The sequence below is a fragment of the Klebsiella sp. PL-2018 genome (assembly GCF_019048985.1).
GTDB lineage: Bacteria > Pseudomonadota > Gammaproteobacteria > Enterobacterales > Enterobacteriaceae > Klebsiella > Klebsiella michiganensis.
Window position 1 is genome coordinate 3,315,354 of sequence record NZ_CP077673.1, and the last position, 21,391, is coordinate 3,336,744.

Consider the following 21,391-nt stretch of genomic DNA (forward strand, 5'->3'; position numbering starts at 1 on the left):
AATATGATGACACAACGCGTTGAATTTCTCGATGAACGCCCGGACCCGAATAACCCGTGGGCCGCGCCGGAGAACCGCTTTAAACGTTATGGCTACAATCGCGTCGGCAACAGCGGCCTGATTGTCTCGCCGATTGGTCTTGGAACCTGGTACAACTTTGGCGACACCACGCCGTTCCAGCAGCAGCGTGACATTCTCCGTTTCGCCTTTGAAAACGGCATCAACCATCTTGATATTGCCAACCAGTATGGCCCGCCGCTGGGTGCCGCTGAAGAAAATATCGGCCGCATTCTGCGCAAAGATTTTCACCCGTACCGTAATGAGCTGGTGATCGCCACCAAAGCGGGCTGGCCGCAGTGGCTGGGACCGAACGGGCGTCTGGGCGGCAAAAAGCACCTGCTGGGCAGCATTGATGAGTCGCTGGAACGTCTCGATCTCGACTACGTGGATATTTTCTATTCACACCGTTTTGACCCGGACACACCGTTGTATGAAACCATTGAAGCGCTGGATACTATCGTGCGTTCCGGCAAGGCGCTGTATGTCGGCATCTCTTCGTATTCTGCGCAGCGATCCCATGAGGCTTTCGCCATTGCCCGCGAACTGGGTACACCACTGCTGGTCAATCAGTCCTCTTATTCGCTGATCAACCGCTGGATTGAAGATGAGCTGCTGGACGACCTCGGCGAATCTGGCGGCGCAGCGGTGGCCTTTACGCCGCTGGCGCAGGGGCTGCTGGCGGATCGTTATCTCCAGGGCTTTGATAAGGTGCAGCGCGCGCAGCATCGTCCTTACATTTCCGCCGAGGCGCAGTCCGAAGACAACCTGAACCGTCTGCGTGGGCTGGCCGCGATTGCTGCTGAACGTGGACAGAGCCTGTCACAACTGGCGATAGCCTGGACGCTGCGGGACCCGCGCGTAGCCTCAACGCTGGTGGGCGTTTCCAGTAAGGAACAGCTGGCGGAGAACCTGAAAGCGCTGGACAACCTGGCATTCACCGCCGATGAGTTGGCACGGATTGATCGGTTCGCGGTGCATGATGGAGGTGTTAATCCGTGGAAAATTTCCTCCGAACTGTAAAAGGATGAGTGACGTGGCAGAGCAACAGTTTGATGTGGCGGTCATCGGCCTTGGCGCACTGGGCGCAGCGACGTTGTGGCGGCTGGCGGAACAAGGTGTCAAGGCAATCGGCATCGATCAGTTTACCCCGCCCCATGATCTCGGCGCGACGCACGGTAAAACCCGCTTGTTTCGTACTTTCTGCCTCGAACATCCGGTGCTCGGCGACTACGCCCGTTTATCGCGCCGCCTGTTTCAGTCACTGGAACAGAGCAGCGGTGGATCGCTGTTGTCGATCACCGGCGGCACCATTATCGGCCGCCCGGACTCACAGGCGGTGAGCGGCACTTTACAGGCAGCACAGCGCCTTGGAGTGCAATTGCCGGTGTGGTCGTCCACGGAGCTGGCAGCCCGTCAGCCGCAGCATATTGGGTTACGGTCTGATGAAGTGGCAGTGGTGGATAGCGAAGCAGGCGTGGCGAACCCGGAGTGCTTTATTCGCGCGGCATTGCAACGGGCGCAGCAGTTATCGGCGCAGGTGCTGACGCCGGTACGGGTGGATGCGGTGCAGGATCACGGCGCTGCGGTGCGTATTGTCACTTCCGCAGGTGAGATTCGCGCCAGTCAGGTGGTGATTGCTGGCGGCGCCTGGCTCACGCGTTTCGCACCGGATCTGCCGCTTGACCCTGTTCGCACAATAATGACCTGGTTTGATCCCGTCGCGGGCTACAGCCTGGACGCCTTCCCGGTATTTGTGCGTGAAATCAGCCCGCAGCTGACGCTGTGGGGCCACGGTGCGCAAGCTGGCGGCTTAGTGAAACTTGGGCTTGGCGATGTCGGAGTTCCACGTACCGCGCTGAATCTGGAGAACCCTGACAGGCATATTGCCCGCGAAGATACCGCTGAACTGCGCGCGGCCGTTCGTCAATGGCTGGAAGATATCAGCCCTGAACCGGCAAGTGCGCATCCGTGCATGATCACCCGAACGCCGGATGCGCAATTTATTGTCGGACGTTACCGGGGCAACATTCTGGTTGCGGGCGGTGACAACGGCCATGCTTTCAAACACGCACCTGCCATCGGCGAGGTGCTGGCCCGCCAGGCGCAGGGCAGTACCGTGGAGCTGGAAACGGCATTTATTGATCCGCGACGATTTGCACATTAACAGGAATAAAGATGGGACGTTTAGTTTTACAGAATGCAGGAAAAACTTATCACGACCTGAATGTGGTACAGGATATTAACCTCGATATTGAAGACGGGGAATTTGTGGTGATAGTCGGCCCATCCGGCAGTGGTAAATCCACCTTATTACGCATGATTGCCGGGCTGGAAGATATTAGCGCCGGGGAAATGTTTCTTGATGGCCAGTTAATTAATGACACCCTGCCGCAGGAGCGCAGCATCGGCATGGTGTTTCAGTCGTACGCCCTTTATCCTCACATGACGGTTGAAGAAAATATGGCATACGGCCTGACGCTGGCGAAATGCCCGAAAAAGGAAATTACCCGGCGTGTGCATGAGGCGGCAAATATTTTGCAACTTACATTGCTGCTGGAACGTAAACCGGCGATGCTCTCAGGTGGGCAACGACAGCGAGTAGCGATTGGCCGGGCACTGGTCAAGGAGCCCGCTTTATTGCTGTTCGACGAACCCCTCTCTAACCTTGATGCTGCCCTGCGTGTGGAAATGCGTGTGCAGATCGCCCGCCTTCATCAGAGACTGAGATCCACCATGATCTACGTCACCCACGACCAGGTGGAAGCGATGACGCTGGCCGACAGGATTGTCATGATGTCCTCAGGCCGCATCGCCCAGGTGGGCACACCGCTGGAATTGTACCATCGCCCGGCCACGCTGGAGGTGGCGACGTTTATTGGTTCTCCGCGTATGAACATCCTGCCAGTGACGATTGAGTACGGGGATAAGCAGCGCGTGCAGGTACGCCTGCCAGATGGCGTGCATTTAATCGTGGAGGTGGATGGCAGTAATGCTGCCGCGGGTGAACAGGCCTGGCTGGGCGTACGCCCGGAACACCTGGTGGTGGGAGAGCAAGCCGATGCACTGCTGTCTGCCACTGTAGTGCTCAGGGAAAACCTCGGTCATGAAACACTGGCGTATTATCAGGTGGAAGGTAGTGAAGAAACCCTGACTCAGCGCATTGCCGGAGATTCAGCGCCGGAAACCGGTAGCGCGGTGCAACTGGGGGTTAATGGTCGTCACAGCCATTTATTTACCACTGACGGCAGAGCGTATTGCCGATTGTGAATGCCGGAGGTCGGGCTCGAAGTACAGCGGTTCGGCGGTACCAATGGATGAGGGTTTCTCACCTGGGTGTTAGCCAGCCAGACCCGGCACGATCGCTGCCCCCAGTCGTCCATGATCCGGGGGATGCTCCCCCGCTCAATCGTGATGGGGGTGCCAACGATCCTTACGGAGAGGCTCCTTCGCCGTGTTTCTCAGCCCTGTGATTTCTCGCCGTCGCCAATCTGCCAGATAAAGGTTGGCGCTTCGCCGTTAACCAGCCAGTTACCGATATTTCGCGCCTTATAAATCACCGGATTGTGCGATGCCACGGTGCGCGCGTTGCGCCAGTGCCGATCCAGGGCCTTACTCACTCGCGTATCCGACGCGCCGAGGGCGTTGAACAGCTCGGTGGCCGCACGCGGGATCCAGTCGCTGGCAATCACCTGCGCCTGCGCCGCTTCGACTTCAGCCAGGCGATTGCGCTGTTCAATGAGCGCTTCGTCGCCGCTGGCATGCGCAAGGTAGGCCTGATGCAACGATTCCGCCGCCTGCAATACCGCCGCCCGCGTCGCCCAACTCCAGCTACTGATTTGTCCCACAACCTGGAGTACCTGCGCATCGTCGCGCGGCACGGCGGCATTGCCGTGGCTGTACATCCGGGTCCGCTTTTTCACGCCTTCGGCGACGTCACGCTCAACTGCCAGGCCAATTCCCGCCAGCGTCGCCAGCAGGATATGCTGATAAAACGCGGTCTGATAACGAAAGCGCTGCGCAAAGTCGTAGACGTGATCCTGCTCCACCTGCGCCTGTTTGAAGCGGGTCGTGCCGCTGCCGGTCAGACGCTGACCGAAGCCGTCCCAGTCATCCTCACGTTCAACGCCGGCCTGGCTCGTGCTGACCAGCGCAATCACATCGCCCTGGTTGTCGCTGCGCCGGGCGAAAACATCTATCCAGTCGGCAAACAGCGTACCTGTGCTATAGAATTTCTCACCGTCCAGCCGCCAGCCGCCTTCAACGGGCGTTACGCGGGTGAAAACCTCCCCCAGCCTGACCGCGCCGATTTCGGTCCAGCCGCTGCCCACCAGCTCGCCGTCGAGGAAGCGACGGAACCAGCGATCGCGCGCCGGCGAGTCAGGTTGATTGAGGCGGTCTTCAACGAAGGCGAAATGCGCCCGCAGCGCCTGCGGCAGGTTGGAGTCGGCCTGAGCCAGCTCAATAAGCAGCGCAATTAATTGCGGCAACGACGCGCCCCAGCCGCCCTTTTCCCGCGGAATGCGTACCGTGCCAAATCCGGCCTCTTTCAGCCAGCGGATCTGCTCATCGGGCAGGATGCGGTTTTGTTCGCGCCCCGCTGCCCCCTGCGCGATACGAGCAAAAATCGGTCGGAAGGTCGCCGCCAGCTGTTCATAGTCGGTGCCGGTAGAGAGTAAAGTCATTTTCTGTTCCTCAATGGTGGCTGTCGTCAATGTCATATTGGGTAGGCTCATGGCGTACCGCGAGCAGGAAGAAAATTGGGATAATGGCGGCCAGCGATACGACCCAGAACATTTGCGTACCGAGCGATGCCTGCAGCAGCGGCAGCACAAACAGCGCCAGCGCGCTGCCAATACCGGAAAGCGCGCGGCTGAAGCCAACCCCGGTGGCGCGAATCGCGGTTGGGTATGAAAGCGCCGGATAGATCATCAACTGCGCGCCGGGACCAAAGCCCTCGGCAAACAGCCACAGCCCCAGCATCGCAATCGCCAGCGCTACACCCAGCGCGGCCTGCGGCTGCCCCACCAGCGCGAGGACGATCAGGGCGATAAACTGCAGTGCGAACCCGGCGATCGCGACGTGTCGCGACGGGTATTTCCATGCCAGGTGCATCCCCAGCAGCCCACCGGTAAAGGCGAACAGCGCATTGAGTCCCAGCGAAGCGGAGATGGTTTCGAACACGCCAGCACCAAGGAATTGGGCGAGAATGGACGGCAGGAAAAAGGCGATCGCCGTATACTCAAATGAGATACAGACGTTCATCACCCCGGCGACAATAGTGCGTTCGCGGTACGGTTTTGCAAATAGCACGCGAAAGCTCACTTTAAGCGGTGGAGCAGGACGTTCTGGCGGTGCTTCGTGAGCGTTGATCCCGTAAGAGTCGCGCAGAATACGAACAGCCGAGGTCAAATCGCCCTGGTTGGCCGCCCATAACGGCGATTCATTCATGAATTTGCTGCGCACGGCAATAATCAGCAGCGCCGGAACCGCGCCGAACAGCAGCGATGCGCGCCACAGCCAGTCCAGATGTTCTTTTGGCAACAGGAAATAGAGCCCAAAGATGATTAAAAAACAGACCGTCGAGGCGGCGTACCACATCGGACACCAGGCCGCGAGCCGCGCGGCCTTATTACCCTTCCCGCTAAAGCGGGAAAACTCGGCCAGATAAGACATGGCGACCGGGAGATCGATCCCGACGCCAATCCCCATCAGAAACCGCGCGCCGATTAATACCCAGACATTCGGCGCCAGTCCCGCCGCAATCGCCGATACCACAAAAAATAGCATATCGGCCATAAACACCGAATAACGGCCATATTTATCCGTCAGCCAGCCGCCGATTAAATTACCGATAATCGTGCCGACCATTATTGACGAGGTGACAATGCCGGTTAAAAGCGGCGAAAGCTGGAATTCCCGCACCACATCATCAATACCGTAAGAGAGCGTGGTTAAATCATAAGCGTCGAGGAATACACCGCCGAGCGCGAGGAATACAATCATCCGCGCATATTTACTCTGCTCCCTGCCGGAATTAATTAATCGCGCCACATCTCCTACGCTACTCACCGGTGCCGAAACGGCGCCAGCATTATCAACAGACAGAGTACTCATATTATTTACCTTATATAATTGTGCAGGTGACTCTGGTTATAAGCCGGGATTTAGCATATTAAAAACAATAAATAATTATATAATTATCAATATATTCAATAAGTTAATAAATAAAGACGCCAGTAACCGGGCGAGCAAAGCCCGTCCGGTTATTATCGTTTCATCAATGATGTCTTAGTTTGCTGAGACCGGAACCAGTACGTCTTTGACCAGCGGATCGTCAGTGGTCTTTAACCACGTCTGAATACGCGGATCGGAAAAAGCCTGTTTTAATTTGACAATATTCTCCTGCGATAAATACGGTGTACCGATGACTAACTGCGAGGCAAACGTTTTAGGCGCAGGCGGGAATAATATGCCTTTTTCCCGCGGGACTTTTCCGGCATCAAATTGTGAGACATAACCAATAGCGGCATCCACCGAATTCAGCGCACGCGGCATGGTTAATAAATCCAGCTCTTTAAAATTGAACTTGTGCGGGTTGCCGACAATATTTTTCAGTTTCGCCGTGCGCGGCTCAACCGCCGGATCGAGTGAGATTAACCCTATCCTTTGCAGCAACCATAATGCCTGCCCCTGGTTAGCGCCATCATCCGGTACGACGAGGGTCGCCCCGACGGGCAAATCCTGTACCGATTTATAGCGGTCGGAATAGATCCCGAAGGCCCACTGAAAAACCGGCACGGTCGTCGAAAGCGCAAAGCCGTTGGCGTCCACCACCTGCTTAAGCCACCACTGATGTTGATAGATAGTGCCGGCATACTGCCCCTCCGCCACGGCTCTGTCCGCCTGTACCGGATCCTGTACGCCCACCGCCTCCAGCTTCAGGCCATAATCGGGCGCAATATGCTGACTGATGTACTCAATAATTCGCTGCTCGCCCGCCATCGCCGGTTCGTAGTGAATTTTTAACGTCGTACCGAAAACGACCTGCGGCGGCTGCGCGTATCCGCGCCACCACCAGAACGCGACGGCCAGCGCCGCGATCGCTGCCAGCGCCGCCAGCCATGGCCAGCGGCGGGCTTTACGGAGTTCAAACTGTTCTGTTGTCATGAAGAAATCCCCTGAGTGTGGCGAAGCTTATTGACCAGACGGTCGCCAAAGAATTGAATGATCTGAATCGTGGCGATCAGCACGACAATGGTGGCGATCATGATGTGATTGTCGAAACGCTGATAGCCGTACACGACCGCCAGATAGCCGATCCCGCCCGCACCGATAGTGCCGGCAATCGCCGAATATTCGATCATCGACACCAGGTTAAGCGTGACCGCCGCCACCAGCGCAGGCAGCGCCTCGCTGAGCTGCGCGTGGCGGATTATCTGCCAGCGCGAACCGCCGCACACCAGCCCCACCGCGGTAACCTCCGCCGGGAGTTCGCGCAGGGCGTTTTCCACCAGACGGCCAAAAAATGGCACGCCAGCGGCAATCATCGGCACCACCGCGGCAGGGATGCCGATAGTGGTGCCCGTAAGCCAGAACGTAAACGGGATAATCGCCGCCATTAACACCAGAAAGGGCAGAGAGCGCCCCATGTTGACGCCCCAGTTAAGCACCTGGTAAAGCGCGGGATGCGGAAATAATCCTCGCGGCGAGGCGTTGAATAACACCACGCCCACTACGCCGCCAAGAGTCACCACAAACAGCATCACAATGGCAACCATCAGCCAGGTTTCCCCATAAGCAGGCAGCAGCAATGTATGGATTTCATGCCACGGCGTATCCTGGCTTATCACTGTCGGTTTCATACCGCCTCCTGTAGCTCGGGGGCGTGTGCAAGGATTTCCGCCGCAATGCCCAGCTGCGCTAAAAGCACGATCGTTCGATCCGCTGACAGTCGTTGTCCCTGAAATCGGACGCCGACCTGTAAACGCCCCGCCAGTTGACCGTTGATCACTTCCACATGGCCGCCGAGCAAATCTATCTGTAGCGCATGCTGGTGGCTCAGACGGCTGATCCAGTCAGTCGCCACCGGCACATCCCAGCGATAACTCAGGCGCAGCAGCAGATCGCTGTTAACAGCGATGGGCGACAGCGGCAATAGCTGCTGACCAAGCAGGGAATCCGGACGGGCCAGCAGCTCTTTCACCTGCCCGTACTGGACTATCGCGCCATCGCGGATTTCCGCCACCGCATCCGCCGCGGCGCGTACCGCATCCATTTCATGAGTAATCAGGACTATCGCCAGCCGGTACTCATCACGTAGCTGTCGGAGCAAACCCAGCACCGTGGCGGTCGCCTGGGGATCCAGCCCAGATGTGGCCTCGTCCGCCAGCAGTACCGACGGACGTAATGCCAGCGCGCGAGCGATACCAATGCGCTGACGCTGTCCGCCGGAAAGCTGGGACGGATAGGCCTCCGCTTTGTGACTCAGCCCTACGCTCTCCAGTAGTTCACCGACCCGCGCCTTAATGTCGCGTTCCACCACGCCCAGATACTCCAGCGGCACCGCGATGTTTTGCCACGCCGTTTTGCGATTCAGCAGCGCTGAGGATTGAAAAACGGTGCCGATCGCGCGCCGTTCACGCCGCAGCGCCTCCCCTGACAGTAATGACAAGTCTTTGCCGTTAACCTTGATACTGCCGCTATCGGGGCGTTCCAGCAGGCTGATGCAGCGCGCCAGGGTCGATTTCCCCGCACCGCTCGGCCCTACCACCGCAGTGATGGAGCTGGCGGGCACCCTGAGCGATAATCCCTTCAGAACCTCGCTGACGCGGCCATCCGCCGTGCGGTAGCGTTTATGCAGATTATCGATATCAATCATGCCGCCGTCTCCTTCGCCCCGACATCGTTTCGCACGCCGCGACGGTAGTCTGCCCCCGGATGCGGCGCGGTCAGGCGCGGCCCGGCGCCGAACAGTTTTTCGCGCAGCGTGCCTTGCCGGTACTCCTGCTTAAAGACGCCGCGTTTTTGCAGCTCTGGTATTAATAGCTCCACCACGTCGCGGAAGGTTTCATGCGTCACGGCGTAGGCCAGATTGAAGCCATCGACATCGGTTTCCTCGACCCAGGATTGCAGTTCATCGGCCACCGTTTCCGCACTGCCGACGAGCAGCGGGCCAAAGCCGCCGATACCCACCCAGTCCGCCAGCGCTTCCACCGTCCATTGACGATTCGGGTCGGCGGTGGAAAACGCCTCAACCGCCGACTGGATGGCGTTGGTATGCAGGTATTTCAGCACCTGGTCCGGCCGATACTGACCGAAGTCAATACCGGTCCAGCCGGAGATCAGCGCCAGCGCGCCCTCATAGCTAACGTATGATTTGTATTCCTGCCATTTGGCCTGCGCCTCGCGATCGGTTTCGCCCACGATCGCCGTTTGCAGATTGAAAATCAGAATGCTGCGCGGATCGCGCCCGGCTTCCGCGGCGCGACGACGAATATCCGCGACCGTCTTCTTCAACAGAACTTTCGACGGCGCAGCGACAAAAACGCACTCGGCATGCGTGGCGGCAAACTGTTTTCCGCGGCTGGAGGCCCCCGCCTGATAGAGAACCGGCGTGCGCTGCGGCGACGGCTCGCACAGATGGATGCCCGGAACGGAGAAAAAGTTGCCCTGATGGTTAATCGGATGGATTTTCTGCGGATCGCTAAAAATTCCCCGTTCACGATCGCGCAAAACCGCGCCGTCTTCCCAACTGCCTTCCAGCAGTTTATACACGACGTCGAGGTATTCATCGGCGTAGTCGTAGCGCGCATCATGGTCGGTCTGCGCCTGATACCCAATATTGCGCGCGCCGCTTTCCAGATACGAGGTAACAATATTCCAGCCCACCCGTCCTTTGGTCAGATGATCGAGCGTCGACAGCCGACGGGCAAATGGATAGGGATGCTCAAATGACAGCGATGCGGTCAGACCAAAGCCAAGGTGTTCCGTCACCAGCGCCATCGGGGTTATCAGCGCCAGCGGATCGTTCACCGGCACCTGCGTCGCCTGACGAATCGCCGCATCGCCGTTGCCGTTAAATACATCGTAAACGCCAAGCACATCGGCAATAAACAAGCCGTCAAATTTGCCGCGCTCCAGAAGGCGCGCCAGATCGACCCAATATTCCAGATCTTTATATTGCCAGGAGCGGTCGCGCGGATGGGCCCACAGGCCCGGCGACTGGTGACCGACACAGTTCATATCAAACGCGTTAAGGCGAATTTCTCGTTGCGATGGCATAGCGCTCTCCACGGTGTGTCCAGGTACTGGCACACGCTTATTAATGAAAAGGATAAAAGGGGAAAAAATCAGGACTCAGGACATCGGGCGGACAGGCTGAAACCCAGCGTCGCCAGCGTTTCTCCGGCAATGGCGGCAGCACGATCGGCCACCTGCGGCGCTTTCCAATAACGATGCACATCCCAGTAGCTACGTAGATGATGCAGGAAGCGCTGGCGCAGCGTTCCCTGCCGATAGTCGCCCGGCCATTCCTCGCTTTCTCCGCTAAGGTTGCTCTGCGAGAACAACCTACGGTGAGAGAACGCCAATATGTTGATATTATCGTCAGCTTTCTGCGTCATTATCCATTTCCTATATAACCATATTCGATATTTATCGAAGAGTTATTTTAATTTTGTTATATGGGTGTTAGCGATAATCATGCCAAAGGCTGCGCATTATTTAATTCATGTTAATCAATGGTTTTAAAAAATAGGCTTGCGCAAGAGCTGTTGCGAATGCGCCAACTGATGCACACAGCCTGTTGTATTAGCAACAGCCGGGCAAGGCGTGCCTCTGGTTGCTGGTGCCAGTACTATTACGTTGCGGCGCCTGCAACGCGTGCGAGCTAAAGTTGTTCACTGAGTTGACGGGCTCTGCTTTAATCCCGAACGAATAGCAGCATCGGAAAGTGGGAGTTTGGGGCTGAAACGACCTGGATGAAGATACTCAGAATGCGAAAGGAGACACTGGCGCTGTAAGCCGCGCCAGCTGTGGGTTTAGCGATGGTTGCCTGATGTTGGCAGGAGGTCAGTACGCATCAGTGCTTCACGATATACATTGTGCGGCTATAGGCCACGTCCTCCGGATTGGCTATCGGATACCCTTTCAGCCACGGTTTAATCAGACGTCCGTTGGTGTACTGATAAATCGGCGCGATGGGCGCTTTCGCCATAATGATTTTTTCCGCCGCGTTGTAATCGTCATTGCGCGCCTTTTCCGATGTTTCCAGCGCCGCCTGGGTCAGAATTTTGTCGTAGGCCGGATCGTTGAAACGGGAGATATTACCGCTGTGGGTCGAGGTGAGCAGCGACAGGAACGTCGACGGCTCGTTGTAATCCCCGACCCATGAGGCGCGAATCACATCGAAGTTGCCGGTATTGCGGCTGTCGATATAGGTTTTCCACTCCTGATTTTGCAGCTTCACGTCGACGCCCAGATTTTTCTTCCACATGGAAGCTACCGCAATCGCGATTTTCTGGTGGTTCTCCGAGGTGTTGTACAGCAGCGTCAGCTTCAGCGGACGGTTCGGACCGTAGCCCGCCGCCTGCAGCAGCGCTTTGGCCTGGGCATTCAGCTCGGCCTGGCTCATGCTCTCGATTTGCGTCGGCTGCGGGGTAAAGCCTGCGGTCACGTCCGGGGTGAAGCGCCAGGCCGGTTTCTCGCCGGTACCCAGAATTTTCTCCGCCATCAGACGGCGATCGATTGTCATGCTGAGCGCCAGGCGGACGCGCTCATCGGCGGTTGGCCCTTTCTGCGTGTTAAACGCGTAATAATAAGTACCCAGCTGCGGCGGGGTATAGACCTGCCCCGGAATATCCTTCAGCAGCTTCTGGTACAGATTTTTCGGGAACGACTCGGTGATATCGATATCGCCGGCCAGATAGCGTTTGGTGGCCGCCGATTCCTGGTTAATGGGCGTAAATGTGACCTGCTGGATCACCGTTTTGCCGTTATCCCAGTAGTGCGTATTGGGAACCACCACCAGCTTTTCATTCACCACGCGATCTTTTAAGACATACGCGCCGTTGCCAATCAGGCTTCCCGGACGCGTCCAGTTGTCGCCGCTCTCCACGTTAGCCTTCTGTACCGGATAGAAAGCAAAGCTCGCCGTCAGATTGCTGAACCACGGCAGCGGTTTATCCAGCTGCACGCGCAAGGTACGCGCGTCCACGGCGGTGACGCCGAGGGTATCCGGCGCGGCTTTACCATCAATAATATTTTGCGCATTGGCGATTCCGGCCAGCGCAGCAAACCAGGCAAACGGGGAGGTGGTTTTAGGATCAACCAGCCGCCGCCAGCTATAGACGAAATCCTCCGCCGTTACCGGCGTTCCGTCGGACCAGCGGGCGTTATCGCGCAGGGTAAATGTCCAGACGCGATTATCATTGCTCTGCCAGCGAGTCGCCACGCCTGGGATCAGATTGCCTTTCTCGTCCTGATTGACTAAACCTTCAAAAAGATCGCGGATAACCTGAATTTCAGGCAGACCGACGGCTTTGGCGGGATCTAAGGAGGCGGGTTCATCTTTAATGTGCCGCACCAGCACCTGTTTTTCGGCTAATACGGTGCCCGGCGGGACATCGGCCGCCCAGGCAAGAGAAGAGACGCTGGCTAACCACAGCGCGCCGCATGTCAATGTGACAGGATACTTCATAAGATCCCCTTTAAAATAAAAAAACCAGAGCTGGCAGTGCGATAATTATTTGTTTCATCACCTGAAATTGCAAACGGCTTGTGAAAGAAAGTTGACATATATGCTGATTTCGTCCTCGCTGGAAACTATTTGATTCCGGGACGGTTTTACACAACACTGCTGAAAAATAACCTGACAACAGGATGCCCTATGCCCGTTTCTCGTCCTCGCCCTCAGCGCGGTGATTTTCCGCCCGGCACACAACGCTATGGCCAGTCTCACCTCGGCGCACCGCTGCTGTGGTTCCCTGCACCGCTGGCCGATAGCCGCAGCGGCCTGATCCTTGCCGGTACCCACGGCGATGAAAACGCATCGATTGTCACCCTCTCCTGCGCGCTACGTACGCTCAAACCCGAGCTGCGCCGCCATCATGTCGTGCTGGCGGTCAACCCGGACGGTTGCCAGCTGGGGCTGCGCGCCAACGCGCGCGGCATCGACCTGAACCGGAATTTTCCGGCGGCAAACTGGAAAGAAGGCGAAACGGTCTATCGCTGGAACAGCGCGGCGGAACAGCGCGATGTGGTTCTGCTCACCGGCGAAAAACCCGGTTCAGAACCGGAAACCCAGGCGCTGTGCCAGCTGATCCACCAGATCCATCCCGCATGGGTGGTCTCGTTTCACGATCCGCTGGCCTGTATTGAAGACCCCGGCCACAGCGCGCTGGGGCTGTGGCTTGCCGGGGCGTTCAGCCTGCCGCTGGTGGGCAGCGTCGGCTATGAAACGCCCGGCTCCTTCGGCAGCTGGTGCGCGGATATCGGCCTGCCCTGCATCACCGCCGAATTCCCGCCGATATCCGCCGACGAGGCGACGGATAAATACCTTCAGGCGATGACGGACCTGCTGCACTGGCATCCTCAAAGATGAAGCACGCCGGTGCTAAAATGCAGCGCCGGCTCAACGTCCACCGCCAGCCAGGTCGGGCCATCGAGGTCGGCAAAACGGGCCAGCGGCGCCAGCGGCAGCGCCGCGCTGATCGCTCTTGAGGTACACAGCATGCAGCCCAGCATCCGCGCAAATCCCAGGCGCTCCGCCTCCTCAGCCAATAGCAGCGCTTCGGTCAGACCGCCGGTCTTATCCAGTTTGATATTGACCATCTCATAGCGGCCGCGCAGCGCCGCCAGGCTGTCGCGCGTATGACAGCTCTCATCGGCGCAAATGGGCAGCGGGTGGATAAAATTCTCCAGCGCTTCATCGGCCCCAGCCGGAAGCGGCTGTTCCAGCATCGCCACGCCGATATCCGCCAGCAGCTGACAGCGCTCGGCCAGGCCATCGCTGCGCCAGGCTTCGTTGGCATCCACGATGAGCGTTGCCTGCGGAACCGCTTCACGAATGGCAATCAACCGCTCGCTAATCAGATGATCGTCGAGCTTCACTTTCAGCAACGTGGCCCCTTTTTCCCACAGCGCCGCCGCGCTCGCCGCCATCTGGTCCGGCGTGCCGATAACCACCGTTTGCGCCGTAACCACCCGGTTGGGCAGCGTCACGCCCAACAGCTGCGCGATGCTCTTACCCGCGCTGCGCGCCTGACAGTCCCAGAGCGCGCAGTCCACGGCGTTACGCGCGGCCCCGGGGGGCAGCAGGTGCTGAATCTGCTCACGAGAGACGCCGCGTTCAATCTGTTCGCCAATCGCCATAATCTGCGCCATCACCGAGGCTATACTCTCTCCGTAACGAGGATAGGGCGTGCACTCACCTGTCCCCTTGACGCCATTCTCTTCAATCTCCACCACCACGACTTTTGCCTCGCTGCGGCTGCCGCGGGCGATCACAAACGGAGTATGTAACGGCCAGGCTTCTTCATAGACTCGCAGATTTCGCATTCCCTGAACCTCGCAGGTAAGTATTAAAAGGATTTGCCGTGCTGATGACGGATGTCATACACTAGCCGCGACGTTAACTATATGTAAACAGGAAGATAACCATGTCACAAACCGTGCATTTCCAGGGCAACCCCGTTTCTGTTCAAGGCACCATTCCGCAGGCAGGCGCTAAAGCGCAGCCGTTTACGCTGGTGGCCAAAGATCTCTCTGACGTCGCGCTGAGCCAGTTCGCCGGCTCCCGTAAAGTGCTGAACATTTTCCCAAGCATCGATACCGGCGTTTGCGCGGCATCGGTACGTAAATTTAACCAGCTGGCGTCTGAACTGGACAACACCGTCGTGCTGTGCATTTCCGCTGACCTGCCGTTCGCGCAGTCTCGCTTCTGCGGCGCTGAAGGCCTGAACAACGTTGTCACTCTGTCTACCCTGCGCGGCGCGCAGTTCCTGGCCGACTACGGCGTCGCTATCTCCGCGGGCCCGCTGGCCGGTCTGGCGGCGCGTGCTGTGGTCGTCATTGATGAAAATGACCAGGTTGTTTACAGCCAGCTGGTGAATGAAATCACCGAAGAGCCGGACTACGACGCAGCCCTGGCCGCGCTGAAAGCGTAATATCCTCGCTGAGTTATGTAAGCCCTCGTTAAACGGGGGCTTTTTTTATTCCCGCGCCGCATAGCGGGAGATGAAGCGCGCAATCGCCGGGCCGGTCAATAAGATGGTGAACAGGCGCAGCGTCTGCATTGCCATAATAAACGACATATCCGCCCGCGTACCGGCGGCGATAATCGCCACCGTGTCCAGTCCGCCCGGACTGGTTGCCAGATAGGCGGTCATAAAGTCCAGCGGCAAAATCTGCGTCAGCCCATAAGCCATCAGCGCGCACAGCAGGATCAGGCCGATAATCGATGCCAGGATCTGCGGCAGGGTTTTCAGCGCCAGCAGGAAAATCTGTTTATTAAACTTTAGACCAACGCTCCAGCCGACGGCGGCATAGGCCAGCGCCAGCAGCCATTCGGGAAGTTCGAGCAGCAGCCAGCCTTCTCCCTGCACCAGCGCGCCAATCAGCATCGGGAAGAGCATCGCCCCGGAAGGAAAGCGCAGCCGCAGCCCAAGCCACCCCGCCGCCGCCGTCAACAGCAGCGTAAGCGGCAGCTGCCGGCTGACCGGCGGAAACCAGGCGACCTGCTGAGTCATCTCCTGCGCTTCACCGCCGAGCGCGACGCGCACCACCAGCGCCGCGGCGCCGGCAACAAACAGCACCCGCAGATACTGCATCAGCGCGACCAGCCGGACATCGGCGCCGTACTCCTGGGCCATAATCACCATCGCCGAGGCGCCGCCCGGCGAACTCCCCCACGCTCCGGTGGCGCCGGGCAGATCGCTGTAGCGCACCAGCAGCCATCCCGCCAGCGCGCTGATAGCGAGCGTGGAAAAGAGAATCAGCAGCACCAGCGCCCAGTTTGCCAGCAGAACGCCGAAAATGGAGGGCGTCAGGCTGCGGGCAATCATGCAGCCGATAATCGCCTGGGCGGCAATAAAAAAGGGACGGGGTACGCGAATTTCCGCACCGCGCAGGCTCAGGCTGATGCCGGCAATCATCGGCCCCAGCAGCAGCGCGGCGGGAAGGTGAAACCAGAACAGCACAAAAGAGATCGCGCTGGAGAGCGCCAGCAGTTTCATCCATTGAAAAAAATGACTACGCCAGATCCACATGCGTATACCTGCCATAAAGAGGGTAAAAACGCAGTATATACCGATTCATTTGACGCCAGCCCCCCTCCCTTTTCTGGAAATGCCGGCCGGCGGCGCAGGCAGCCGGCCGACGGGCATTACTCATCGCCCTTTTTCTGGCTCAGGCCATATTCACGCAGCTTGTTGGCGATAGCGGTATGCGAGACGCCAAGACGCTTGGCCAGCTTACGCGTGCTGGGGAAGCTGCGATAAAGCTGGGTGAGCACCGAGCGTTCGAAACGGCGGGTAATATCATCCAGCGAGCCTTCCATCGCTTCTTCGCCTACCGCCAGCGAGGAGACGTCGTGATCCGGCAGCAGAATATCCTGAGGGCGCAGCTCGAAACCGTCAAGCTGCGTCAGCGCGCGATAGATCGCATTTTTGAGCTGGCGCACGTTGCCCGGCCAGCTGTAGCGCATCAAAACGCTGTTCAAATCAGCGGAGAGTTTCGGCCGCGGGATGCCCTGCTCATCGGCAAAACGCGCCACGAACAGCTCGGTCAGCGGCATGATGTCCTGCGGGCAATCGCGCAGCGGCGGCAGATACAGGGTCAGGACGTTAAGACGGTAGTAGAGGTCCTCGCGGAACAGCCCTTTTTGCACCAGCTCCACCAGGTTTTTCTGGGTAGCGCAGATCACCCGGACATCAACGTGGACTTCATGATCTTCACCAACGCGGCGGAAAGTTCCATCGTTGAGGAAGCGCAGCAGCTTGGTCTGCATGCGCGGCGACATTTCGCCAATTTCATCCAGCAAAACCGAGCCGCCGTTAGCCTGCTCGAAGAAGCCTTTCTTACCCTGAACGGCGTCGCCGAACAGCTCGCTTTCCACCGCGTCTTCCGGGATGGAGCCGCAATTCAGCGCCAGATAAGGTTTCCCCGCGCGCGGGCTGGCCAGATGGCAGGCGTGGGCCAGCAAATCTTTCCCTGTGCCGGTATCACCGACGATCAGCAGCGGCGCGCTGAGCATGGCCAGCTTACGGGCCTGCTCGACAACGTGGCGCATTTTCGGGCCTACGGCGAGGATCTGGCTAAAGGCGCTGGTGTCCTGAATGGTCATCGTTTGCAGCTGGCGCCCCATACGGACCGTCGAACGCAGCATCGCTACCGCGCCGGTTAGTACCTTCTCGCCGTGTTCGCCTTCGAGATAAACCGGGGTGATCTCCAGCAGGAAGTTCTGCCCGTTAACCACCACGTGCTCGACGTGGGACTCCTGCGGACTGTTTTCCAGCCAGCGCTGGACGTTAAAATCGGTAATCAGCTGCGCGACCGGGTGGCTGCGCAGCTTCTCCTGACTCTGGCCAAACAGCTGGCAGCTGGCCGGGTTAGCCAGTTCGACTTTTCCTTTGGTGTCGAGAGACAGCACCGGCTCAGGCATCGCCACCAGCAGCGCGCTGAGCGCCAGATGTTCGCGCTCTGACGGCATCCACGCCACGGTGCGCACGTCGGTGACGCCGGCGATACGACGAATTTCCGCCATCAGGCTGCTGAAGCTGGCGAAATCCAGCTCGGCGAAGTTGAGATAAATTCGGCCAATAGGGTCAATATCGATGCCCCGCAGGTCGATACCGCGCAGCACCAGTAAATCGAGCAATTCACGAGTCAGACCAAGACGGTCTTCACAAAAGACTTCAAGACGCATAGGCGTTTTCACCCTAAAGAGGCCAATAACCGATGAATGATAGGACAGTTATTTGCTGGCGTGAAGATAGCTGTCAACAATTATTGACAGTATGGCGGAAAAATGGCCTTTCTGCCGTAAAGTTATGCGCTCAGAGGAAAAATGACGATGAGATGAGCGGCTATCATCGCTTCTGCTTTTCTCCCCGACTTGCGCTGCGCGTAGCCGGGCTACAGGTTACAGCCTTCTGTGAAACGGTAGCCCGGCTAAAGCGTTCACGCCGCAAGCCGGGAATGCTTTAGCGACTTATTTTTCCGCGCTGCTTTTGCTCTTTTGCAACGTCTCTTTTAGCTGGCCGATCAGCTCGCGGCGAAAATCCCCCAGCCGCGGTTTATCGTCGGCGATCCACGGCAGCGGACGGCACAGCTCCATCGCCTTAATACCCAGCCGCGCCGTCAGCAGACCGGCGCCAATTCCCTGCGCCGCGCGCGCCGATAGCCTGGCCGCGAGATCCTGCGACATCCAGTCCATCCCGACTTCCCGCACCAGCTCGCTGGCGCCGGCAAAAGCGATATTCAGCAGCACCATGCGGAACAGGCGCAGGCGGCTGTAGTAGCCCAGTTCAATACCGTACAGAGTGGCGATGCGGTTGATCAGACGTAAATTACGCCAGGCGATAAACGCCATATCCACCAGCGCCAGCGGGCTGACGGCAATCATCAGCGTCGATTCCGCCGCCGAACGGCTAATCTCACGCCGCGCCTGCGCATCCAGTACCGGCTGCACGATCTGCGCGTACAGGCTCACCACTTCACGATCGTTCTGCGTTTCATGGATCGCCGCATACCAGCGCTGCAGCGCCGGGTGCGAGTGATCCAGCCCCGCCTGCCGGGCCAGCTTTTCGCAAAAGGCGCGCCCTTTGCCGACCGCATGGCTGTGCATCAGGTCCCGCGCCTCATCGCGCTCGTGGGCGCGCTGGCGTAGCCGCCACAGCCGGCGCCATTCGGTCGCCACCGAACCGACGCCCGCCCCGACGATCAGCGCGCCGGCAGCGCAGCCGCCGAGGGCGATCCAGTCCTGCGTTTGCCAGGCGGTCATCGTCCACTGCACGCCCTGCGCCACGACGCTGACGCCAAAAATAGCCAGCCCGGCGCTGACCATCTTTCGCCACAGGCTGCGCTTAGGTCGCAGCACCGATTCCACTGCCGCTTCCGCCGCGCCCTCTTCTTCTTCCGGCGCGTCGAGCCGCGCTGGAGCGAACTTCTCCGCATCGGCGCCGTCAAAAGCGCGCGCGGATTTCAGAATTTGCGCCTTTTCCACCTCCAGCGGGCCATCGAAATCGATACGCGGTTTTAAAGGTTCGGTCATCGCAATTTATCTCCGATCAAAAATTCCAGCGCCGCGTCGAGGCGAATATGCGGCAGCGGTTTATCAACGTCCATTACCTGCGGGCGAAAGTTTTCAAACTGAAAGCCCTGCTGCTCCCAGAAGGCCTGACCCGGCAGGCGCGCGGGCACTTCGCCGGGATAGACGGTCAGCGGCTGTCCGTCGCTTAGCCGATGCCCCCGCAATGCAGGGATCTTCTCGCCGTTCACCTCGATAAGGCCGCTCTGCGTCGCCTGAATCGACGCCAGCCCCAGACAATCCATGCTGATGCCTTCAAACGCCGCGTTCTGCCAGGCATCCTGAATCAGCTGCTGCAGCAGCGACACCATGTTGCTGTGCTGATCGACGGTGACGTGATCGGCTTTGGTCGCGGCGAACAGCAGCTTATCGATAACCGGTGAGAACAGGCGACGAAACAGCGTGCGCTGCCCGTAGTGGAAGCTTTGCATCAGCTGCGTCAGCGCGAGACGCATGTCGTTAAACGCCTGCGGCCCGCTATTAAGCGGCTGCAGGCAATCTACCAGCACGATCTGCCGATCGAAGCGCAGGAAATGATCTTTGTAGAAGCCCTTAACCACTTTCTCGCAGTAGTATTTAAAACGCTCGCGCAGCATTCCGGCATTGGTCTGTTTGTCCGCCTGCGCCAGCTTAGCTTCACCGGCGGCATCAACGTCCGGCCAGGGGAAGAACTGCAGCGCCGGCGCGCCGGCCATTTCGCCGGGCAGCACAAAGCGCCCCGGCTGAATGAAGTGCATCCCTTCGCGCTTACAGGTATGCAGATAGTCGGTCCACGCCGCGGCGATCTCCGCCAGACGGGTTTCATCAGCGGGCGCCAGCGGATCCAGTCCTTCGCATAGCTGCCGCCAGCGCGCTGACCACTCCGCCCTCTGCCCCTGCAGTAATCCGGTCATCTGCCGTGACCAGGTCAGATAGTCCTGGGCCAGCATCGGCAGATCCAGCAGCCACTCGCCGGGATAGTCGACAATCTCCAGGTAGAGGGTCGAGGTCTCTTTAAAATGGCGCAGCAGCGAATCGTTGGAGCGGTAGCGCAGAGCGAGGCGGATTTCGCTGACGCCGCGGGTGGGCGTCGGCCAGACCGGCGGCTGACCGTACAGCTGGGCCAGCCCTTCGTCATAGGTAAAACGCGGAATGCCGAAATCCCGCTGCGGGACGCGCTTGACGCCCAGCAGGCGTTCTTCACGCGCTGCGCTGAGCAGCGGCAGCCGCGCCCCGGCGTGAATATTGAGCAGTTGATTTACCAGCGCGGTGATAAAGGCGGTCTTGCCGCTGCGGCTAAGGCCGGTGACGGCCAGGCGAAGATGCCGGTCAACCCCACGATTCACCAGCGCATTAAATTCTGTTTTGAGTCGCTTCATCGCCATCCTGTTGAGCCTGAAGAACGAGGGAAATAGACATGAGGGCTAATCATAAAGTGCAATAGCCCCGCTGCGACGGGGCTGAAGATTATTTGCTGGCGCTTTTCGGCCTGGCGATCTGACTGAGGCCGCCGGCATTCACCACCTGCGTGTAGCCCATTTCGCTCAGCATCTGCTGAGCCTGGCCAGATTGCCGGCCAACGTTGCAATAGACGTGAATGGTATCGTTTTTATCCGGTACTTCAGCCGCAATCCGCGTTTTTAAATCCGCCAGCGGGATATTCACCGCCCCGTCGACGTGTTCTTTTTGATACTGCTGCGGAACGCGGACGTCAATCCAGTGCTCCGCCGCGAAGACGGGTAAGGCCATGGCCAGCGCTAAACCCAGAAGCAGTTTTCGCATTTTATCATCCTGATAGAGTGAGTTTTTAGGCACTCATAACATACGCCATCCGCGACGTTTAGAAAACCGCTGCGCCGCCCGGCTGAGCATCGGTTCCAGAACAAGCATCAGCAGCATTTTCAGCGGCCGACGCGCGACGGATTTTACCGCCCAGCCTGCGACGCCCGCCGGGCCGTAGCGCAGCGCGGTGAGCAGCACCAGCTTGCCTGCGATTTTCAGACCCGGTTTGACTTTTTGCCCGGCCTGCTGCCATTTCATGTTCAT

At 58.5% G+C, this 21,391-nt stretch carries 19 protein-coding genes and 1 pseudogene; 5 read left to right on the top strand and 15 right to left on the bottom strand.

The annotated features are described in order from the left end of the window. Positions 1-3 precede the first annotated feature (3 nt). From MKleb_RS15415 to MKleb_RS15425, 3 genes are read left to right on the top strand one after another with little or no spacing between them, the layout of a single operon-like run. Positions 4-1,080, top strand: coding sequence for an aldo/keto reductase (locus MKleb_RS15415; RefSeq protein ID WP_224226515.1), 1,077 nt, complete (start codon positions 4-6; stop codon positions 1,078-1,080). A gap of 13 nt (positions 1,081-1,093) precedes the next feature. After that, positions 1,094-2,224 (top strand): N-methyl-L-tryptophan oxidase, encoded by a 1,131-nt coding sequence (gene solA / locus MKleb_RS15420; RefSeq protein ID WP_025107005.1) that lies wholly within the window; start codon positions 1,094-1,096, stop codon positions 2,222-2,224. A gap of 11 nt (positions 2,225-2,235) precedes the next feature. Beyond that, positions 2,236-3,327, top strand: coding sequence for an ABC transporter ATP-binding protein (locus MKleb_RS15425; RefSeq protein ID WP_025107004.1), 1,092 nt, complete (start codon positions 2,236-2,238; stop codon positions 3,325-3,327). Between the two features lie 191 nt (positions 3,328-3,518). On the opposite strand, the gene MKleb_RS15430 is transcribed toward MKleb_RS15425, so the two are convergent. The 8 genes and pseudogenes from MKleb_RS15430 to MKleb_RS15465 all read right to left on the bottom strand — a co-directional run bounded on the left by MKleb_RS15430 (position 3,519) and on the right by MKleb_RS15465 (position 12,757). Beyond that, entirely contained in the window at positions 3,519-4,742 is a 1,224-nt protein-coding gene (locus MKleb_RS15430) for an acyl-CoA dehydrogenase family protein (RefSeq protein WP_025107003.1), read from the bottom strand. 10 nt (positions 4,743-4,752) lie between these two features. Beyond that, positions 4,753-6,174, bottom strand: coding sequence for an MFS transporter (locus MKleb_RS15435; protein WP_025107002.1), 1,422 nt, complete (start codon positions 6,172-6,174; stop codon positions 4,753-4,755). A 174-nt stretch (positions 6,175-6,348) separates the two neighbouring features. Next, positions 6,349-7,227, bottom strand: coding sequence for a MetQ/NlpA family ABC transporter substrate-binding protein (locus tag MKleb_RS15440; protein ID WP_025107001.1), 879 nt, complete (start codon positions 7,225-7,227; stop codon positions 6,349-6,351). Then, positions 7,224-7,922 (bottom strand): methionine ABC transporter permease, encoded by a 699-nt coding sequence (locus MKleb_RS15445; protein WP_025107000.1) that lies wholly within the window; start codon positions 7,920-7,922, stop codon positions 7,224-7,226. Before MKleb_RS15445 ends, MKleb_RS15440 begins: the two co-directional genes overlap by 4 nt. Beyond that, positions 7,919-8,938 (bottom strand): methionine ABC transporter ATP-binding protein, encoded by a 1,020-nt coding sequence (locus MKleb_RS15450; protein ID WP_025106999.1) that lies wholly within the window; start codon positions 8,936-8,938, stop codon positions 7,919-7,921. The genes MKleb_RS15445 and MKleb_RS15450 overlap by 4 nt, the downstream gene beginning before the upstream one ends. Next, positions 8,935-10,341: an LLM class flavin-dependent oxidoreductase gene (locus MKleb_RS15455; RefSeq protein WP_217075976.1), complete on the bottom strand. Its 1,407-nt coding sequence runs from the start codon at positions 10,339-10,341 to the stop codon at positions 8,935-8,937. Before MKleb_RS15455 ends, MKleb_RS15450 begins: the two co-directional genes overlap by 4 nt. Positions 10,342-10,484: 143 nt before the next feature. Next, positions 10,485-10,655, bottom strand: a pseudogene (locus MKleb_RS29935) (FAD-dependent oxidoreductase); the annotation flags it as partial. Positions 10,656-11,140: 485 nt separating this feature from the next. Beyond that, positions 11,141-12,757 (bottom strand): peptide ABC transporter substrate-binding protein, encoded by a 1,617-nt coding sequence (locus tag MKleb_RS15465; protein WP_009653393.1) that lies wholly within the window; start codon positions 12,755-12,757, stop codon positions 11,141-11,143. Positions 12,758-12,946: 189 nt separating this feature from the next. Here MKleb_RS15465 and mpaA point away from each other — a divergent pair, with 189 nt between their 5' ends. Continuing rightward, entirely contained in the window at positions 12,947-13,660 is a 714-nt protein-coding gene (mpaA, locus tag MKleb_RS15470) for a murein tripeptide amidase MpaA (protein WP_025106996.1), read from the top strand. Here the strand turns inward: mpaA and ycjG are convergent. Then, positions 13,651-14,616 (bottom strand): L-Ala-D/L-Glu epimerase, encoded by a 966-nt coding sequence (ycjG, locus tag MKleb_RS15475; RefSeq protein ID WP_004850227.1) that lies wholly within the window; start codon positions 14,614-14,616, stop codon positions 13,651-13,653. The two genes, mpaA and ycjG, sit on opposite strands and share 10 nt — an antisense overlap. Positions 14,617-14,717: 101 nt before the next feature. Between ycjG and tpx the strand changes: the two genes are divergently transcribed. After that, complete coding sequence (gene tpx / locus MKleb_RS15480) at positions 14,718-15,224, top strand: thiol peroxidase (RefSeq protein ID WP_004850226.1); 507 nt, start codon at positions 14,718-14,720, stop codon at positions 15,222-15,224. A 45-nt stretch (positions 15,225-15,269) separates the two neighbouring features. Here tpx and MKleb_RS15485 read toward each other — a convergent pair whose 3' ends face one another. From MKleb_RS15485 to pspD, 6 genes are all read right to left on the bottom strand, one after another. Next, positions 15,270-16,325, bottom strand: coding sequence for an AbrB family transcriptional regulator (locus tag MKleb_RS15485; RefSeq protein WP_025106995.1), 1,056 nt, complete (start codon positions 16,323-16,325; stop codon positions 15,270-15,272). Between the two features lie 116 nt (positions 16,326-16,441). Further along, positions 16,442-17,983, bottom strand: coding sequence for a transcriptional regulator TyrR (gene tyrR, locus MKleb_RS15490; RefSeq protein WP_217075977.1), 1,542 nt, complete (start codon positions 17,981-17,983; stop codon positions 16,442-16,444). 285 nt (positions 17,984-18,268) lie between these two features. Next, positions 18,269-19,330: a YcjF family protein gene (locus MKleb_RS15495; RefSeq protein WP_025106994.1), complete on the bottom strand. Its 1,062-nt coding sequence runs from the start codon at positions 19,328-19,330 to the stop codon at positions 18,269-18,271. Beyond that, positions 19,327-20,724, bottom strand: a complete 1,398-nt coding sequence (locus tag MKleb_RS15500) for a YcjX family GTP-binding protein (protein WP_014229029.1) — start codon at positions 20,722-20,724, stop codon at positions 19,327-19,329. Before MKleb_RS15500 ends, MKleb_RS15495 begins: the two co-directional genes overlap by 4 nt. An 88-nt stretch (positions 20,725-20,812) precedes the next feature. Continuing rightward, positions 20,813-21,127, bottom strand: coding sequence for a thiosulfate sulfurtransferase PspE (pspE, locus tag MKleb_RS15505; protein ID WP_014229028.1), 315 nt, complete (start codon positions 21,125-21,127; stop codon positions 20,813-20,815). Between the two features lie 33 nt (positions 21,128-21,160). Next, the gene (gene pspD, locus MKleb_RS15510) at positions 21,161-21,391 is read right to left on the bottom strand and encodes a phage shock protein PspD (protein ID WP_004101464.1); all 231 of its coding nucleotides are present in this window, start codon (positions 21,389-21,391) and stop codon (positions 21,161-21,163) included.

Excerpts from the sequence above, each read along its gene's own strand:
- MKleb_RS15415 (WP_224226515.1), top strand. The coding sequence starts at position 4 with ATGATGACACAACGCGTTGAATTTCTCGATGAACGCCCGGACCCGAAT.
- MKleb_RS15425 (WP_025107004.1), top strand. The coding sequence starts at position 2,236 with ATGGGACGTTTAGTTTTACAGAATGCAGGAAAAACTTATCACGACCTG.
- MKleb_RS15430 (WP_025107003.1), bottom strand. The coding sequence starts at position 4,742 with ATGACTTTACTCTCTACCGGCACCGACTATGAACAGCTGGCGGCGACC.
- MKleb_RS15435 (WP_025107002.1), bottom strand. The coding sequence starts at position 6,174 with ATGAGTACTCTGTCTGTTGATAATGCTGGCGCCGTTTCGGCACCGGTG.
- MKleb_RS15440 (WP_025107001.1), bottom strand. The coding sequence starts at position 7,227 with ATGACAACAGAACAGTTTGAACTCCGTAAAGCCCGCCGCTGGCCATGG.
- MKleb_RS15445 (WP_025107000.1), bottom strand. The coding sequence starts at position 7,922 with ATGAAACCGACAGTGATAAGCCAGGATACGCCGTGGCATGAAATCCAT.
- MKleb_RS15450 (WP_025106999.1), bottom strand. The coding sequence starts at position 8,938 with ATGATTGATATCGATAATCTGCATAAACGCTACCGCACGGCGGATGGC.
- MKleb_RS15455 (WP_217075976.1), bottom strand. The coding sequence starts at position 10,341 with ATGCCATCGCAACGAGAAATTCGCCTTAACGCGTTTGATATGAACTGT.
- MKleb_RS15465 (WP_009653393.1), bottom strand. The coding sequence starts at position 12,757 with ATGAAGTATCCTGTCACATTGACATGCGGCGCGCTGTGGTTAGCCAGC.
- mpaA (WP_025106996.1), top strand. The coding sequence starts at position 12,947 with ATGCCCGTTTCTCGTCCTCGCCCTCAGCGCGGTGATTTTCCGCCCGGC.
- ycjG (WP_004850227.1), bottom strand. The coding sequence starts at position 14,616 with ATGCGAAATCTGCGAGTCTATGAAGAAGCCTGGCCGTTACATACTCCG.
- tpx (WP_004850226.1), top strand. The coding sequence starts at position 14,718 with ATGTCACAAACCGTGCATTTCCAGGGCAACCCCGTTTCTGTTCAAGGC.
- MKleb_RS15485 (WP_025106995.1), bottom strand. The coding sequence starts at position 16,325 with ATGTGGATCTGGCGTAGTCATTTTTTTCAATGGATGAAACTGCTGGCG.
- tyrR (WP_217075977.1), bottom strand. The coding sequence starts at position 17,983 with ATGCGTCTTGAAGTCTTTTGTGAAGACCGTCTTGGTCTGACTCGTGAA.
- MKleb_RS15495 (WP_025106994.1), bottom strand. The coding sequence starts at position 19,330 with ATGACCGAACCTTTAAAACCGCGTATCGATTTCGATGGCCCGCTGGAG.
- MKleb_RS15500 (WP_014229029.1), bottom strand. The coding sequence starts at position 20,724 with ATGAAGCGACTCAAAACAGAATTTAATGCGCTGGTGAATCGTGGGGTT.
- pspE (WP_014229028.1), bottom strand. The coding sequence starts at position 21,127 with ATGCGAAAACTGCTTCTGGGTTTAGCGCTGGCCATGGCCTTACCCGTC.
- pspD (WP_004101464.1), bottom strand. The coding sequence starts at position 21,391 with ATGAACATGAAATGGCAGCAGGCCGGGCAAAAAGTCAAACCGGGTCTG.